This is a genomic window from Sphingobium algorifonticola, assembly GCF_004005485.1.
In the GTDB taxonomy this organism is placed as follows: domain Bacteria; phylum Pseudomonadota; class Alphaproteobacteria; order Sphingomonadales; family Sphingomonadaceae; genus Sphingobium; species Sphingobium algorifonticola.
The window spans coordinates 424,822-439,526 of the sequence record NZ_RZUL01000003.1; the positions used below are offsets into that span (position 1 = coordinate 424,822).

Consider the following 14,705-nt stretch of genomic DNA (forward strand, 5'->3'; position numbering starts at 1 on the left):
TCAGGAATCCTGCTTTCGCCGCAGTACGACGGAGTGGAAACAATCTTGGTCATTCAAATACCTGTCAGGCTCTGCAATTGCAGGATGGGGAGGAGAATGGACAATATGATGACGGCAACGATGCCCCCCATCAAGATGATGATGATCGGCTCCAGCATCGCCAGCGCCGTCGCGGTAAAGCTGTCGAACTCGCGCTCGAGATAGTCCGCCGCGCGCTCCAGCATCGTATCGAGCCGCCCGGCCGCCTCGCCGCTCGCCGTCAGATAGACGAGCAGCGGCGGGAAAACGCCGGTCCGCCGCAGCGCCGCCGACAGGCTGCCGCCGCCGCGGATCGCTTCCACGATATCGTCCGATGCCTTGCGCAGCACGCGGTTGTGGACGGTGTTGGCGGTCAGCACCAGCCCTTCCATCAGCGGCAGGCGACTTGCCACCATCGTCGACAATGTGCGCGCCATCCGCGCGGCATGCAGGTCGCGGATCAGCCGTCCGATCACCGGCAGGCGCAACAGTATCCCGTCGAAGCGATAGCGGATCGCCGGTCGCCGCAGGGCCTGAAAGGCCGCGAAGCCGATCACGATGCCGACGACCAGAAACACATACCAATAGCCCACCAGCATGTTGGAAATGCCAATGACGACGCGCGTCAGCACCGGCAGTTGCTGCCCGATGGTGTCGAACTGATCGACGATCCGCGGCACCACGAACATCATCAGCGCGATCACCACGCTGACGGCAAACACCGCCAGCACCGAGGGATAGGCAATTGCGGTGATGACCTTGGACCGGATTTCCGCCTGCCGCTCCAGCAGCGCGGCCAGCCGCTCCATGATGGTCGGCAGGCTGCCGGAGCTTTCCCCGGCGGAGATCATCGCGCGGTAAAGTGTCGGAAAGCTGCGCGTATCGGCACCCAGCGCCTCCGACAGACGTCGCCCTTCCATCACCCCGCCGTGGACCCGGCCTACGATCGCCCGGACATGGTCCTGCTCGCTCTGACGGGATATCGTGCGCAACGCCTCCTCCAGCGGAGACACCTCCACCAGCGTCGAAAGCTGTCGGGTGAACAGCGTCAACTCCTTCGACGACAGCCGCTTGCCGCGCCGGGCAAACAGGGCCGGGCCGGAACGGGGCGTTGCGGCAAGCGCGACGCCCGCCTCCATCCGCACGACGAACAGCCTGCGCGCATCAAGACGCGCCTTTGCATCGTCGGCGCTGTCGGCGCGCAGTGTGCCGCGCCGCTCCCGCCCGGCCTCGTCGATCGCCAGATAATCGAAATCAGGCATCGGCGGATGGTGTGGCCGGTGTCATGTCCGGCACGGCTGACGCGATGTCCGGCTCAGCCTCTCGTCGGGATATGCGGATTGCTTCCTCGGCCGTGGTCTGCCCGTCGCGCACCAGCGCGCGCGCCGCCGATCCCAGATTGGGCGCGTTGAGAAAGGCATGGCGCGCAATCAGCGATTCGTCGCCCCCGTCGTTGATAAGCCGACGGATGGTGTCATCGATGCGGATCGCCTCGAACACGCCGATCCGCCCCTTGAACCCGCTGTCGTTGCATTCCGGGCATCCCTTCGCGCGATAGACGATGGTTCCCAGGTCAAAGCCCAGCAGCGCGGATGCCGACTTGTCGGCCTGCACCGGCTCCCGGCAATGCTGGCACAGCCGCCGCACCAGCCGCTGCGCGATCACCGCGCGCAGGGTGGACGCCAGCAGGAACGGTTCGACGCGCATGTCGCGCATCCGGGTGATGGCGCCCACAGCGTCGTTCGTGTGGACCGTCGAAAGCACCAGATGCCCGGTGAGCGAGGCCTGGACGGCAATTTCTGCCGTCTCGCGATCGCGGATTTCGCCGACCATTACGACATCGGGGTCCTGCCGCAGGATCGCGCGCAGCCCGGCCGCGAATGTCAGGCCGACCTTGGGATTGACCTGCGTCTGCCCGACGCCGTCGATGGCATATTCGACCGGGTCCTCGACCGTCAGGATGTTGCGGCTGCCGTCGTTGAGCTGGCGCAGGCCGCCATAGAGCGTGGTTGTCTTGCCCGATCCGGTCGGCCCGGTGACAAGGATGATGCCATTGGGTTCGGCCAGCGCCTCGCGGAAAATGCGGTCGGTATTGCCCGTCATGCCCAGCACGTCGAGCGAAAGGCCCGCATTCTCCTTGTCCAGGATACGCAGGACGACGCGCTCCCCGGCCCGGCTCGGCAAGGTCGATACGCGCACGTCCAGCAGCTTGCCGCCCAGGGTCAGGCCTATCCGCCCGTCCTGCGGCACCCGCCGTTCGGCGATGTCCAGCCGCGCCATCACTTTCACGCGGCTGACGACGACCGGCGCGACATGCGCGGGCATGCGCAGCGTTTCGCGCAGCACGCCGTCGATGCGCATGCGTACGACCAGCCCCGTTTCATAAGGCTCTATATGAATGTCGCTGACGCCCTGCCGCGCCGCTTCGGCAATAATGCCGTTGATGAGGCGGATGGCAGGCGCATCGTCCGCACTGTCGAGCAAATCGTCGGCCGTCGGTATGTCGCTCGCGATCAGGTCCAGCTCGTCGGCACCGACTTCCATCGATCCGGCCATGGCGGCGGCGCTGCCATCCATCGCATAATGATCGGACAGATGCCGGTCGAACTGTACGGGATCGACAAAGCGCACGTCGAAACTCTGTGCGAGATGCCGCCGGACTTCGAGCAGCACGCGCGGGTCGCCGCCTTCGCGAAAGGCGACCGACAGACGCGCGCCATCCGCGCCTCCCAGCAGCACCACGCCATAGTTGCGGGCGAAAGCATAAGGAATGTCGATCAGGCGCGGCGCAATGGCATGCGACAGGGCAAGCGGATTGTCGGCCAGCGCATCGGACGGCGCGGTCAGGCCCTCCTCACCGCTGGTGCCGCGGCCGATTTTCACGATCCCGCTCCGGCCGTCATTGCTGCACCGCGCTTGGCGGCAGGACAACAGGCCGCACGACGCTGGTTGATGTCCGCACCTGCGGCGTCAGCACTTGCGGCGGCGAAGCAGCCGCCTGCGACGGCGTCATCTGCGGCGGCTGAGCAGCGGCCTGCGGCACGCCTTCGACCGTCACATCGTCGGGCTTGACCGCCACGGGCGGCACGGCGCCCATATAGTCGCGCACCAGCGCATCTAGGCTTGGTTCGGCGTCGGGATTGCCCAGCAGTTGCTGGCCGCGAATATAGCCATAACGCTGCGCCGTCATGCGCTGGGCGTCCGCCTTGCTGCGCAGAATGGTCGGGCGGATGAAGACCATGAGGTTGGTCTTGGCGCGCGATCGGCTGCGCGATTTGAACAATTCGCCCAGCAGCGGAATGTCGCTCAGGAACGGAATACGCTCGATCGTGCGCCGCTCATTGTCGTCCAGCAGGCCGCCCAGCGCCAAAATCTCGCCATCATCGACCGTCACCGTGGTCTCGATTTCGCGCTTGTTGATGATGAGGTCGCTGTTGTTGCTGCTCACCGGCCCGGCGATGCTGCTGACTTCCTGCCGCAGAAACAGCTTGATCGCGCCGCCCGCGTTGATTTGCGGCTTCACGTCCAGCTGAATGCCGACATTCTGCCGCTGCACCGTGCGGAACTGGTTATCGAAGTTCTGGCTCAGCGCCTCGCCCGTCGTCAACGGCACATCCTGCCCGACCAGAATGCTGGCCTTCTGATTGTCCAGCGTCATCACCGACGGCGTGGAAAGGATGTTGCTGTCGGTATCGCTGCGCACGGCGTTGATGATCGCGCCGAATATGCCGTTTTGGCCCAGGCTGGTCGCAACGCCCCCGAAGCCGCCGGTGGCGTTCAACAGCGAATCGACCGCTGCCTGCTGCAACGTGTTGGAAAGATCGCCATTTTCGGTCGTGCGGGTGGTGGTGCGGGTGCCATCGGGCGCCACGACGGTCGTTTCGGTCTGGCCCAGCTCGGTCGATGCATAGGCCCCGGCCAGCGTCAGGATGTTGGGATTGGCATTGCTGTAGTTGGTGGCCGCAAAGCCCGTGCTGGTGCTGCCCAGCAGAAACTGGACGCCCAGTTGCCGTGCGGCGCTGTCGCCGATCTCGACGATGATCGCCTCGACCAGCACCTGTTCCCGCCGCGTGTCGATCTGCCGGATGGTTTCGCCCAGCATGCGCTGCACATCGCTGTTGGCGGCAACGATGATGGCGTTTGCCCCTTCGTAGCGGGTGACGATCGCCGGACCGCGCGTGGCAATGCCGTTGCCCGAAGCTGTCGAAACACTGGCGGAGGGCGCTGCGGCCGGTGTGGCGGACTGCGGCCCACCCTTGCCCACCGCAGCGGCGGCTTCCACTGCCTGCGTGCCGCCGCCTTGCCCGACAAGCTGCTGGAGCACGGGAAGCAGTTTTTCGGCATCGGCATGTTCCAGCCAGAAAACCCGGATCTCGGTGCCGCTTGCCGCCTGCCGGTCAAGGTCGCGCGCCATGGCCGCGAGCCGCGCGACGGTGCCCGCGTCGCCGCGAATGGCAATGGCGTTGCTGCTGTCGATCGGCACCACGGTTGCCGGTGCCATGGCGGCTGGCGCGCCTTCACCGCCGCCACCGGCCCCGCCGCCCACCAGCGCCTGAAGCGAGGTCGCGATTTCGCGCGCGCCGGCATTTTTCAGCATCACCATTTCGGTTGCCGCGCTGTCGCGGTCGATGCGTCCGATGACCTGGCGTATGCGCTGGATATTGTCCGCATAATCGGCGACCACGATACTGTTGCCTGCGCGGTTGGCGGTGACCGATCCGTCGCGGCTGACCAGCGGCCGAAGCGTTTCGAGCGCCGATGCCGCATCGATCGAGCGCAGGCGGAAGACTTCGGTCACGAACTGGTTGCGATTCGCGGCACGGCCCACGCTGGACGGCTGGCCCGCCGCGCCATCGGCCGGCTGGATGCGATAGGCCCCTCCGGCGGACGGCACGGCAACCAGCCCGTTGGCGCGCAGGGTGGACAGGAATATCTCGAAATATTCCGATTTGCTGAGCGGCCGATCGGTGACGACCGACACCTTGCCCTGCACCCGGCTGTCGATGATGAATGTCCGGCCGGTCACGCGCGCCGCATCCTGAATGAAGGCCCGGATGTCGGCATCGCGCACGTTAAGCGTCTGCTGCGCCGTCACCGGCGATGCCAGCGGCACCGCCAGCGCAAGCGCCAGCGCCGCGCCGCGCAGCAGGAAAGCGGAAGGGAAACGGGAAATGGTCATGAACCTTGCAACGTGAGGGCGATGGGCACCGTGGTGGCGCCGCGCTCCACCATCAGCGAAATGCGGGCGCCCGGCGCGATCTGGGTCTGTAGTGCCTGAAGATCGGCGGCCGATCCGATCGGTCGGCCATTGATCTGCGTCACGATGTCCCCTCGTGCGAACCCGGCCGTCTGAAAAGCCGGGCCTTTGGGCGACAGCACAAGGCCGGTGACTTTCCCGTTTTCCAGCCGTGGCGCAAATCCGATGTCGGACTTGACGGCGGCGGCTGTGATGCCTTGTGCAGCCTGCGCGGACGAGACCGCCGACGGCACAGGCGAAGCCGAGGGCGCGCTGCCATCCGGGCTGGCGACCGGCGCGGCGACGGACTGATCGAGAAACACGCTTTCCTGCGCGCCGCCACGGTCGATCAGCACGTGATCGAAGGCGACGCTTTTCAGGATCACACCGGGCATGATCTCGTCGCCCACGGCATAGCTGTTCTGCACCCCGTCCGGCGTCGCGATAATCGCGCTGCCCTGCCCCGACCCTTCGTTCACGCGGATACCGAAGACCGTGAGCGCAAGTGAGGTGACCACCGGGCTGGATGACGCGCCGCTATCGGGCGCGCGGAAAAACGGATCGAAACGACTGAACAGCGCCTGCCGCGCGCCCGCATCGGCAATCACGGCCTGGCGTCCCGTCCATGCCCCATAAGGACCGACGGGCGTGACCACCGCCCACAGCAACCGTGCCACCTGCACGGCCAGCAGCGCGAGCAAAAGATATTCAAGCAAAGTCAGCGGGCTGCGCGGTGCGGCCGGCAGATGACGCAGACGCCCGGATACAGCCGCCGCGCGATCGCGCATCGTCGCTGTGAACGCCGTCAACATGGCCCGGTCGAGTCCCCCTGCGCTGTCGCACTGAGCGCGTGCTAGGCGTCATTTCTTACGTTTGGATGACGCAATTAAGACACTATTGTTGCACCGATTGTGACACAACGACAGGCGGTTGGCTGCATCTGATTTTTTGGCTAGTCCAGGCCGCATGACGATCCATTCCGCCTCCCGCTGGGCCGCCGACGCCGATGCGGCCTACATCGCCGCCCATCGCGGTGTGCAACGGTTTCCCGGCAGGGATCTCACGCTGTTCATCCAGCGCAATTTCCTGACGCCGGATCAATGCGATGCGCTGATCGAACGGATCGAGGCGGACCGTCGCCCCTCCACAATAGCCGACGCCAATGGCGACGGCTACTTCCGCACCAGCGAAACCTGCGATCTCGATCCGCTCGATCCGTTCGTGGCGACTATCGACCGGCAGATTGCCGACTATGCCGGGATCGATCCCATCTATGGCGAACCGCTGCAAGGCCAACGCTATGCCGTGGGGCAGGAGTTCAAGGCGCACACCGACTATTTCGAACCGCACGGCCCGGATTTCCAGAAATATTGTGCGCTTTCAGGCAATCGCACCTGGACGTTCATGGTCTATCTGAACATACCGGAGGCAGGCGGCGCGACACGCTTCACCAAGGTCGGCAAGATGGTGCAGCCCGAAACGGGCAAGCTGCTCGCGTGGGACAATCGCCGTCCCGACAGGACATTCAACCCCGCCACGCTCCATCATGGCATGAAGGTGCGCAGCGGGGTCAAATATGTGATCACTAAATGGTATCGGGAGCGGCCCTGGACCAGTTAAAGGGCCACAGCCGCTCCCGTTAAGCGTCAGAACTTGATGCTGGCCCCGAAAGTAAAGGCACGGCCCAGCTTGTAGGTGTTGACGTCGATCCGGTTGGCGCCGTTGACCTGATATTCCTGGAACTTCGTGTTGGTGAGGTTGCGCCCCTCCAGTTTAAGCTCCAGTTCACGGCCGTAGAAGTCGAAGCCCTCGCGCAACACCACGTCGAGCTTGATGCCCGGCTTCTCGAAAATGTCCGGCTGGTTTTCCGGCCCGCGATTGGTGACGCGCTTGCTCGCATAGGTCAGCAGGATCGTCTGTTGCGAGAGACGATCGGTATCCTCGATACCGAACTGAAGATTGACCAGATGCTTGGACTGGCCGGTCAAGGGCGCGCCATTGTCGAAGAAGTCCGATGCCTGGCGTGCTTCGCCGAACTCGCCGAACGGCAAAATGATCGTGTCGTCGGCGCCGACGATGATCTTCGACTTTGAGTAGGTGTAGTTGCCGCTCAGCACGAGGCGACGGCTGATGAAGGCCTTCGCACTGGAAATCGTGTCCAGCGGAACGAACTTCTGCACTTCAAGCTCCGCACCATAAAGCTCGGCTTCCGGCGCATTGGCAAAGCTCGCCGTCAAGGAGCCGGACGGAATGAACGCAAAGGTCTCGATCGGATTGTCGATCTTCTTGTAGAAACCGCCGATGCTCAACCGCTCGCCACGCCCGAAGTAATATTCATAGCGTGCTTCCACGTTGAACAGCTCGCTGTCCTGCAGGAACGGGTTGCCGAAAAACTGACGGTCTGCATCGACATCCTGATACAATTGCCGCGCCAATTCACGGAACTGCGGCCGTGCGATGGTCTTGGACGCGGACGCGCGCAGCTGCATGTCTTCGGCAAAGTTCCAGGTGATCGTCCCGGCGGGCAGCCAATAGCTGTTCGTGATCCGGGTCGGTCGCAGGAACGTCAGGTCATTGCTGTTGAACAGGTTTGTCGGCGTCACCGACTGGTCGCCGTCTTCATAGCGGACCCCGGCCGTCAGGCGCAGACCATCGACCACCTCGGCTTCGAACTGGCCATAGCCTGCATGCACCTGCAGCGCGGCATCATAGGCCGCCGCACCGGACTGCCCCGATGTTTCCGTCAAAAGGATATTGTACGTCTGGATATTGTAATCGGACAGCAGATAGTCGGGCCGCTGCTGCGCGACCGCCAGGTTCAGCGATCCGGATGGCAGGAAGCGGAAATCGCGACGAACCGCGCTGCGCTTGGTGTCGTTGAACGCATAGCCACCGGTTATGGAAATCGGGATGGCGGTCGGCAGCCGGTACGACAGATCGACCCCGGCCCCGTACACATCTTCGTTCAGGTCGCTGAACGATATGCGCGCATTCTGATTGACCGACCGCAGATCGTTGACAAAGTCGTTGATGCCGTCCTGCCGCGTAAAGGCATAAGTGAAGCTGCGCTCATAGGGCGCCTCGCGCTGCGAATTGGCGTAGGTGCCGCGCAAATCCAGGCCGAAATCGCCGAACTTGAACTCTCCGACCAACTGCGTGGTAATGAGTTGCCGCTCATACCATGCGGTATCCTGCTTCAGATTTTCGATATCGTCTGCGCTCGCGATCAGGTCGATGCCGCGCGACAGTTTTGCCTGCTTCACGGTGTCGCGGATGTACAGGTTGGTCCAGCGAATCTTGTTCTTCCCGAACTCCAGACCCAGGCCGAGCAGGCCGTTCACGACGATGCGATTCTGGGTCAGCACCGAACGATAGTCGTTGCCGATCGAAAGATCGGTACTGTTCGAGAATTGCTGGATGGCATCACGCGTCTGCCAGCCATTGCGATAGCCGGCAGTGGCGATAACGCCAAGATCGACATCGCCCAGCGCATAGGTATCGCCAGCGGACAATTCGGCCGAGAAGTTGGCCGGGATATTCCCGTTGCGCTGCACCACGCTGGTCGCGCTGTTCAAAAGGCTGATGCCGATGGTCTTGAGCTGCGCCGGGGAGAAGTTCGCCCCTTCGGTCACGACATTACCGCTGGCGAGCGCCGCGCGCAAAGGCGCGGGAATGTCGCGCGCGCCATTGTCGAAGCCGGTCCAGTCGGACCCGCTGCCATAATAAGTATAGCCCAGCTGGCCGGTGGTTTCGAGGTTCGCGCCGACCGACCCGCTCAGCGTCACAAAGCCTTCTTCCGGCTGAGACTTGGTGGTCAGGTTGATGACACCGCCCCCGAACTCACCGGGATAGTTGGCAGAATAGCTCTTCTGCACCAGCGCCGATGCGACGACGCTGGTCGGAAAGATGTCAAGCGGCACCACGCGCTTCAGCGGTTCCGGCGAAGGCAGGGGCAACCCGTTCAGCAGCGCCAGCGAGTAGCGGTCGCCAAGGCCGCGCACATAGACATAGCCGTTGCCGACCACGCTGAGGCCCGTGACACGGTTGAGCGCCTCGGACACATCGCCATCGCCGGAGCGGGCGATATCCGCCGACGACAGGACAGAGATGACTTCGGCGGTCGCGCGTACCGGCTCGGGAATGAACCGGCCGGTCACGATAATGTCTTCGCCGATGTCGCTGCCGGTCGTCGAAATGTCGATCTGTTCTTCTTCCGGCGGCGTGCTGTCCTCCGGCGCGACGGCGGAGGGCGGCGGCGCGGCGGTCGGTGCGCCGGCGGCATCCCCGCCGGACGATTGCGCATAGGCTGCGGGCGCAGACAATGCAGTGGTCAGGAGCAGCAGGCACCCCAGGCTGAGCGGCTTCGACATTGCTAATCCCCGAATTAGAATAAAAGGCAAACGGGGCAGCGGCGCATGGCGGCCGCTACCCCGTAACAGGCCGCCGTGCTTATGTGGTCGGCAGTGCCGTGCAGGCTGCGTTGCTGCCGAAGGACGCCGTCGAGGAATCGCAGGTCCAGCCGCGATACCAGGTGTCGTTCGCATCCCGCACCGCACCGATATAGGCTGTGGTGTCGAAGAAGGTGCTGAGCGTACGCGCATCAAACGGCGTGACCGCGGTTTCGTTGGCACCGTTCACGAAGGTATTCGTTAGTGTCGATGTTCCAGCCGCGACGTTGCCGTTCGTCCCCGTCCCAAAGATGGTCGCAATCTGCGCTGCGGTTACATCCGTATCGTCTTCGAATGGGTTGGTGCAGGCCAGATACATCGAACGGAACACCGGCGGACCGGCTTCGTCCGTACCTGTTGTTGCGATCGTCTGGGCGTTGTCGATGTCAAAGCAGTTGACAGCGCCTCGGATCGTGCCGTTGATGAATGTATAGTCAGCGCCGCCATGCAGGGTGACGGCACGCGTGCCGCCGTTGCCCACGAGCGTGAAGTTGGCAAGGCGGACGTTCTGGCGCGGCAGGCGATCAACGTTGCCGGTCGAGTCGAGTTCGAGCAAACGGTCACCGACCGAACGCTGCACGGCGATTACATACTGGATGAATGCCTTGTAACCGACATCGGTATCGAGGCTGTCGTCTTCCGCGCCGGTAATGACCAGACGCTTCATGTTCGTGCGGCCACCGAAGACTTCGATGCCGTCATCCGAACTGTTGTGCACATGGATGAAGCTCACATCGGTGCCCGATCCGGTGCCGCCCAGCGTCAGACCCTGAAGCTCGCTGCCCGCCGACAGTTCGAAACCGGAATAGCGGATCTGGACGTAGCGCATCGTGCCACTGTTGTCCGCCGGGTTGGCACCGCCGAAGCGAACGTCGGATGTGCCTTCCAGGATGCGCTCGCAGGTTGCGTTGCCGCCGTCCGTATCCGGGTTGGCAAGGCAGTCGGAGATCGGCGCGCGGCCGAGCAGAACGACGCCGCCCCACTGACCCGAGCTGGTGTCCGTCGCGGTGCCCAGCACATTCTGGCGCGACGTGAAGATGATCGGCTGCGTCGCGGTGCCCACGGCATTGATGCGGTGGCCACGATTCACGACCAGATAGTCAAGACCGCTGGATGCGAAAATGATGACGCCCGGATCGATGGTCAGCGTCACGCCGCTCGAGGTGCTGGCGCCGCCGGCATCGGCACCGACGTTCACGCGACCAGCGAGCGAATAGATGACGCCGGTCTGCTTGGCGAGCGCAAGGTTGCTCGAAATCGTGCCGCTCAGCTCGCAATTGCGGAAATTGCCGATCGTGCCGCGATCAGTGAACGGACCGGTGGGGCAGCTTGCGGCGGGTCCGGGTGTGGGTGTCGGGGTCGGCGTGGGGGTAGGCGTGGGCGTCGGTGTCGGTGCCGGGATCACGATCGTGCCTTCACCGGGCGAAGCAATGCTGTCCGCACCGCAGGCGCTGAGCGCCGCACAGGCAACGCCTGCCAGCAGGATGGTCGAAATGCGTGAAATATTGGACATGTCGTCTCCGCTCCGGCCCTGACCGGGTTGTGATTTGGATCGGAGCGTCAGGAGGCGATATCGCGCGAATCAGCGAAGGCCCCCTGTCGCCCTCGGTGAAGGCAGGTAGGCGCGCTGCATGACAGGCTGATTGTATTTAAGTGTCAGTTTAGCGTCATTTATATGACGTACGCATGACAATCCACGCGATGTGCAGCAGCCAATAACCTGATATTCTTGCCCAAATGCGCCCGGCTCAGAGTGCGCGGCTGTCCAGCGCCATCTGGTTGACGAACAGCCCGTCCATTTCCACCAGTTGCGGGAAATGCCCCTTGTTGTTCGCAAAAAACGCGCTCGGCACGAAGTCATGTGTCTCCAGCATATCGATCATCGCGCGATAGCCGGTGCCGTTGCGATAGATCGGCCGGATCGCCAGCTCCGTCTGAATGCCCGTCATCGTGCCCAGCGTCGCGCCCGCCCCTTCGCACACCAGCGCGTCATGCCCCTGCGTATCCATTTTCAGCAGAAAGCGGGTCAGGCCCCGTGCCGCCTCCAGCTCCGGCAGCAGGGTGTCGAGGCGGCGCAGCGCGACATCGACAGTCCGCGTGACCCGGTTGCGCGTCGCAAACACCGCGTCCAGCGTCTCCGCCGGGGCTTCGAGCGAACTGAACTGGTCAGCGGCCATCACGTTGAACGCGGCGGTGCCGTCGCTGTTCGACAGCGCCATGTTGAAGACATGCCAGCGCGGGTCGGAGGCGGCACGGCGCGCGAGACGGGCGAACACGTCGGGGTTCGGCTCGAAGGAGAGGATCGTTCCACCAAAGCCCACGTCACGGCGCAGCATCGTCGCATATTGGCCTGCGTTCGCGCCTACGTCCAGAATCGCCTCGATCGCGAAGGCGCGGACGAAACGGCGCAACGTCAGCACTTCGGGATAGGCATGCACGCGCCCGGCGAGCGCCAGCCGCAGCCCCAGCCAGCGGTCGGCCAGCTCCCGACCGATCCGGCCGCTCATGCGCCGTCCCGCCCGCGGCCTGTCGCCACATGTGCCTGCGCCTGCCTGTAGATATCCACCGTTGCCGATCCTGCCTTGTCCCAAGTCGCCAGGCTTTCGCCCAGCGCCGCCGCGCGGGCGCCCATGGCCTGCCTGATGGCAGTGCTGCCGACCAGCGGCAAGAGGGCTTGCGCCAGTGCGGCGGCATCCTCGATCGGGACCAGCGTGACCGGCGGCGATCCCGACGCATCGGGCGGCAGGCTGGCGAACAGCCCGGTCGCGGTGCAGACCATCGCCTTGCCATGGTGCAAGGCGGAGAGGAACGCCCCGCTCGAATCGATATGGCGATAGGGAAAGACCATGATGTCGGCGCTTTCCATCCAGGCGCTCAGCCGGTCCTCGCCCAGAAAGCCAAGGTCGCAGTGCAGCCGGTCGGCATATCCCGAGGCATGCACGGGGCGCAGCATCGCCGCCATGTCGACGAACGGCTTGCCCGCGATCGCCAGCTCAAAGGTCGCGCCGTCGCGCCACAGCCGAAGGCAGGCGTCGATCAGCAGGTCGAGACCCTTGTAGGGCCGGATCGTACCGAAAAAGAGGATGCGCGGGGCACGCGGCGGCGGCACCTGCGCCCGGCTCTGCGCGGTCGCGGGCGCCAGCCGCATCGGCGGGTGCGGCACGATGCCGATCCGCTCGGGTGCGATCTCCGCCGCGACCAGCGCGTCGCGCGTCGCTGCGCCATGCACGATCAGCCGGTCGAACTGCGCCAGCAGCCGCATGTATCCATGGCCCTGCACGGCGGCGTCGCCATGATAGGCGGTCGCATTGTGGACGGTGTGGACGAGCGGTACGCCGCGCGCGCGCAGCCGCCGCAGGCCGTGCCGGTCGGCCGGCGCGAACGGCAGCCACTGATAATGCACGACATCGGCGCAGGGCAGAGAGCCGATGAGGCAATCGATCATATAGTCCGCCGCCTTGATCGCGCGGAAGCTGACGCCTTCGCCGATCAGCGGGCGCAGCCTCTCCCCCAGCCGGAAATAGCGGGGCGTATAGCGATAGCCCGCGGGTATCAGCGCATCGGTTGCCCGCAACGGCCGCCCCAGCAACGTGACGGCATGGCCCTGTGCCGCGATCGCCGCGCACAGGCTGTCGTCGTAGCGGCCGGTGAACAGCGAAGGGTCGATCATGGCGACCCTCACTGCGGCATCTCCCGCATTAGGCGGCGCAGAGCTAGGCCATGCAGCGCACCGGTTCCCGCGAAGGTCGCCAGCAGGAGCAGCGAAAATCCGGTGGTAATGGGCAGGCCCTGCCCCGCGAGCACCGACGCCAGCGGCACGCTGAGCAGTGATCCGGCCAGAAACGGCAGCGACTGCCGCAACAACCGACGAAATCGACCCAGCGCGCCCTGCACATAAACCGAGACGCAGGTGATCGCGAGGGCGAGAAGCAGCAGCGCGAGCAGCAGCAGCATCCACGGCGCGATCGCGAGCCTGCCGTCGAACAGCGCAGCGACCAGCGGCACTCCAAACAGCATCAGTGCGGCACCGATCGCCAGCGCCATCAGCAGCGCAGCGCCGGTGCCCCGCGCAATCAACTGACGAAAACGCCGCGCATCGCCGCGATACCAGGCCGCCGTGATGCGCGGCAACGCCGCCTCGATCATCGCGCGCACCAGCGCGCTCAGCGCCCGGCTCATCTTGAACAGAAAGTCGAAGAACAGCAACGGGCGCGGGTCCGACGTCGCCAGAGCAATCAGGAAATAGGGCGCATTATAGGCCGCCACTTCGGATGCCGTCAGCGCAGCAGACGCCCCGAAATCCGCCAGATAATGGCGCCGTACATGGCCGCCGCCCACCCGCAGCGCCAGCCAGTCGCCCATCCGCAGGCCCAGCCGCCGGTGCAGCATCGCAAGACCAGCGCCGATGGCGATCAGGCTGAGCAGCCCCTGCAGCGCGACCGACAAAGTAAGATCCATCCCCGCCAGCGCCGCGATGAGCAGGCCGATTGCAGCGACGCGGCGCGCCATGTCGATCGCCTCCCACAACAGGTTGCGATCGACGGCCGCCAGCGTCCGCTTGGCGAGTGTCGCGAACAGGTTGAGACAGGTCGTCACGAAGAACAGCAGGAACAAAAGCGGCATGTCCGTCACGATCAGGCGCATCTGGATCGCGCCGAACAGCGCAATCGTCGCGGCGATCGTCAGCCCGGCGAGCAGCATCGTGATGACGCCCAGTTCCTCCGCGCGGAAATCCTGCGCTGTCCCCTCCCCGCGCAAGGCCAGCCAGTGCCGTCGCAACCGGTTGTAGACAATGCTGGTCAGCCCCAGTTCGGCCGACACCGTGAAATTGCCGAACGCCACAAGCAACAGAAAGGCACGGAAAGTCTCGATCGGCAGCAGCCGCACGAACACATAGGTAACCGCAAAGCCCCACAGCATGACGAGCGCGACATTGGCGAGCTTCACGAGCGCCAGCAGCCGCGCCGATCCTTCCAGCCGGGCGAACAGGGTCATGCTATGGC

At 64.5% G+C, this 14,705-nt stretch carries 10 protein-coding genes; 1 reads left to right on the forward strand and 9 read right to left on the reverse strand.

The features are described 5' to 3' along the window. Nucleotides 1-53: 53 nt before the first annotated feature. The 4 genes from gspF to ENE74_RS11165 all read right to left on the reverse strand — a co-directional run bounded on the left by gspF (nt 54) and on the right by ENE74_RS11165 (nt 6,066). On the reverse strand, nt 54-1,280 hold the full coding sequence (gspF, locus tag ENE74_RS11150) for a type II secretion system inner membrane protein GspF (protein WP_127691002.1): 1,227 nt from the start codon (nt 1,278-1,280) through the stop codon (nt 54-56). Next, nucleotides 1,273-2,844, reverse strand: coding sequence for a type II secretion system ATPase GspE (gspE, locus tag ENE74_RS11155; protein WP_206517698.1), 1,572 nt, complete (start codon nt 2,842-2,844; stop codon nt 1,273-1,275). The genes gspF and gspE overlap by 8 nt, the downstream gene beginning before the upstream one ends. A 73-nt stretch (nt 2,845-2,917) precedes the next feature. Next, a complete protein-coding gene (gene gspD / locus ENE74_RS11160) occupies nt 2,918-5,197 on the reverse strand; it encodes a type II secretion system secretin GspD (RefSeq protein ID WP_127691003.1) in 2,280 nt (759 codons plus the stop codon). After that, nucleotides 5,194-6,066: a type II secretion system protein N gene (locus tag ENE74_RS11165; protein ID WP_127691004.1), complete on the reverse strand. Its 873-nt coding sequence runs from the start codon at nt 6,064-6,066 to the stop codon at nt 5,194-5,196. Before ENE74_RS11165 ends, gspD begins: the two co-directional genes overlap by 4 nt. Before the next feature lie 154 nt (nt 6,067-6,220). Here ENE74_RS11165 and ENE74_RS11170 point away from each other — a divergent pair, with 154 nt between their 5' ends. After that, a complete protein-coding gene (locus tag ENE74_RS11170) occupies nt 6,221-6,874 on the forward strand; it encodes a prolyl hydroxylase family protein (RefSeq protein ID WP_127691005.1) in 654 nt (217 codons plus the stop codon). A 26-nt stretch (nt 6,875-6,900) separates the two neighbouring features. Here the strand turns inward: ENE74_RS11170 and ENE74_RS11175 are convergent, their stop codons facing one another. The 5 genes from ENE74_RS11175 to ENE74_RS11195 form a co-directional block, all read right to left on the reverse strand. Beyond that, a complete protein-coding gene (locus ENE74_RS11175) occupies nt 6,901-9,624 on the reverse strand; it encodes a TonB-dependent receptor domain-containing protein (RefSeq protein WP_127691006.1) in 2,724 nt (907 codons plus the stop codon). Between the two features lie 79 nt (nt 9,625-9,703). Beyond that, complete coding sequence (locus ENE74_RS11180; RefSeq protein WP_164847453.1) at nt 9,704-11,215, reverse strand: hypothetical protein; 1,512 nt, start codon at nt 11,213-11,215, stop codon at nt 9,704-9,706. 235 nt (nt 11,216-11,450) lie between these two features. Beyond that, nucleotides 11,451-12,209, reverse strand: a complete 759-nt coding sequence (locus tag ENE74_RS11185) for an FkbM family methyltransferase (protein ID WP_127691007.1) — start codon at nt 12,207-12,209, stop codon at nt 11,451-11,453. Continuing rightward, complete coding sequence (locus ENE74_RS11190) at nt 12,206-13,384, reverse strand: glycosyltransferase (protein ID WP_127691008.1); 1,179 nt, start codon at nt 13,382-13,384, stop codon at nt 12,206-12,208. Before ENE74_RS11190 ends, ENE74_RS11185 begins: the two co-directional genes overlap by 4 nt. Further along, nucleotides 13,381-14,697, reverse strand: coding sequence for a hypothetical protein (locus ENE74_RS11195; protein ID WP_127691009.1), 1,317 nt, complete (start codon nt 14,695-14,697; stop codon nt 13,381-13,383). The genes ENE74_RS11190 and ENE74_RS11195 overlap by 4 nt, the downstream gene beginning before the upstream one ends. Between the last annotated feature and the right edge of the window lie 8 nt (nt 14,698-14,705).

What these genes read in the sequence shown, in the direction of transcription:
- gspF (WP_127691002.1), bottom strand. Translation starts at nt 1,280, where the DNA reads ATGCCTGATTTCGATTATCTGGCGATCGACGAGGCCGGGCGGGAGCGG.
- gspD (WP_127691003.1), bottom strand. Translation starts at nt 5,197, where the DNA reads ATGACCATTTCCCGTTTCCCTTCCGCTTTCCTGCTGCGCGGCGCGGCG.
- ENE74_RS11165 (WP_127691004.1), bottom strand. Translation starts at nt 6,066, where the DNA reads ATGTTGACGGCGTTCACAGCGACGATGCGCGATCGCGCGGCGGCTGTA.
- ENE74_RS11170 (WP_127691005.1), top strand. Translation starts at nt 6,221, where the DNA reads ATGACGATCCATTCCGCCTCCCGCTGGGCCGCCGACGCCGATGCGGCC.
- ENE74_RS11175 (WP_127691006.1), bottom strand. Translation starts at nt 9,624, where the DNA reads ATGTCGAAGCCGCTCAGCCTGGGGTGCCTGCTGCTCCTGACCACTGCA.
- ENE74_RS11180 (WP_164847453.1), bottom strand. Translation starts at nt 11,215, where the DNA reads ATGTCCAATATTTCACGCATTTCGACCATCCTGCTGGCAGGCGTTGCC.
- ENE74_RS11185 (WP_127691007.1), bottom strand. Translation starts at nt 12,209, where the DNA reads ATGAGCGGCCGGATCGGTCGGGAGCTGGCCGACCGCTGGCTGGGGCTG.
- ENE74_RS11195 (WP_127691009.1), bottom strand. Translation starts at nt 14,697, where the DNA reads ATGACCCTGTTCGCCCGGCTGGAAGGATCGGCGCGGCTGCTGGCGCTC.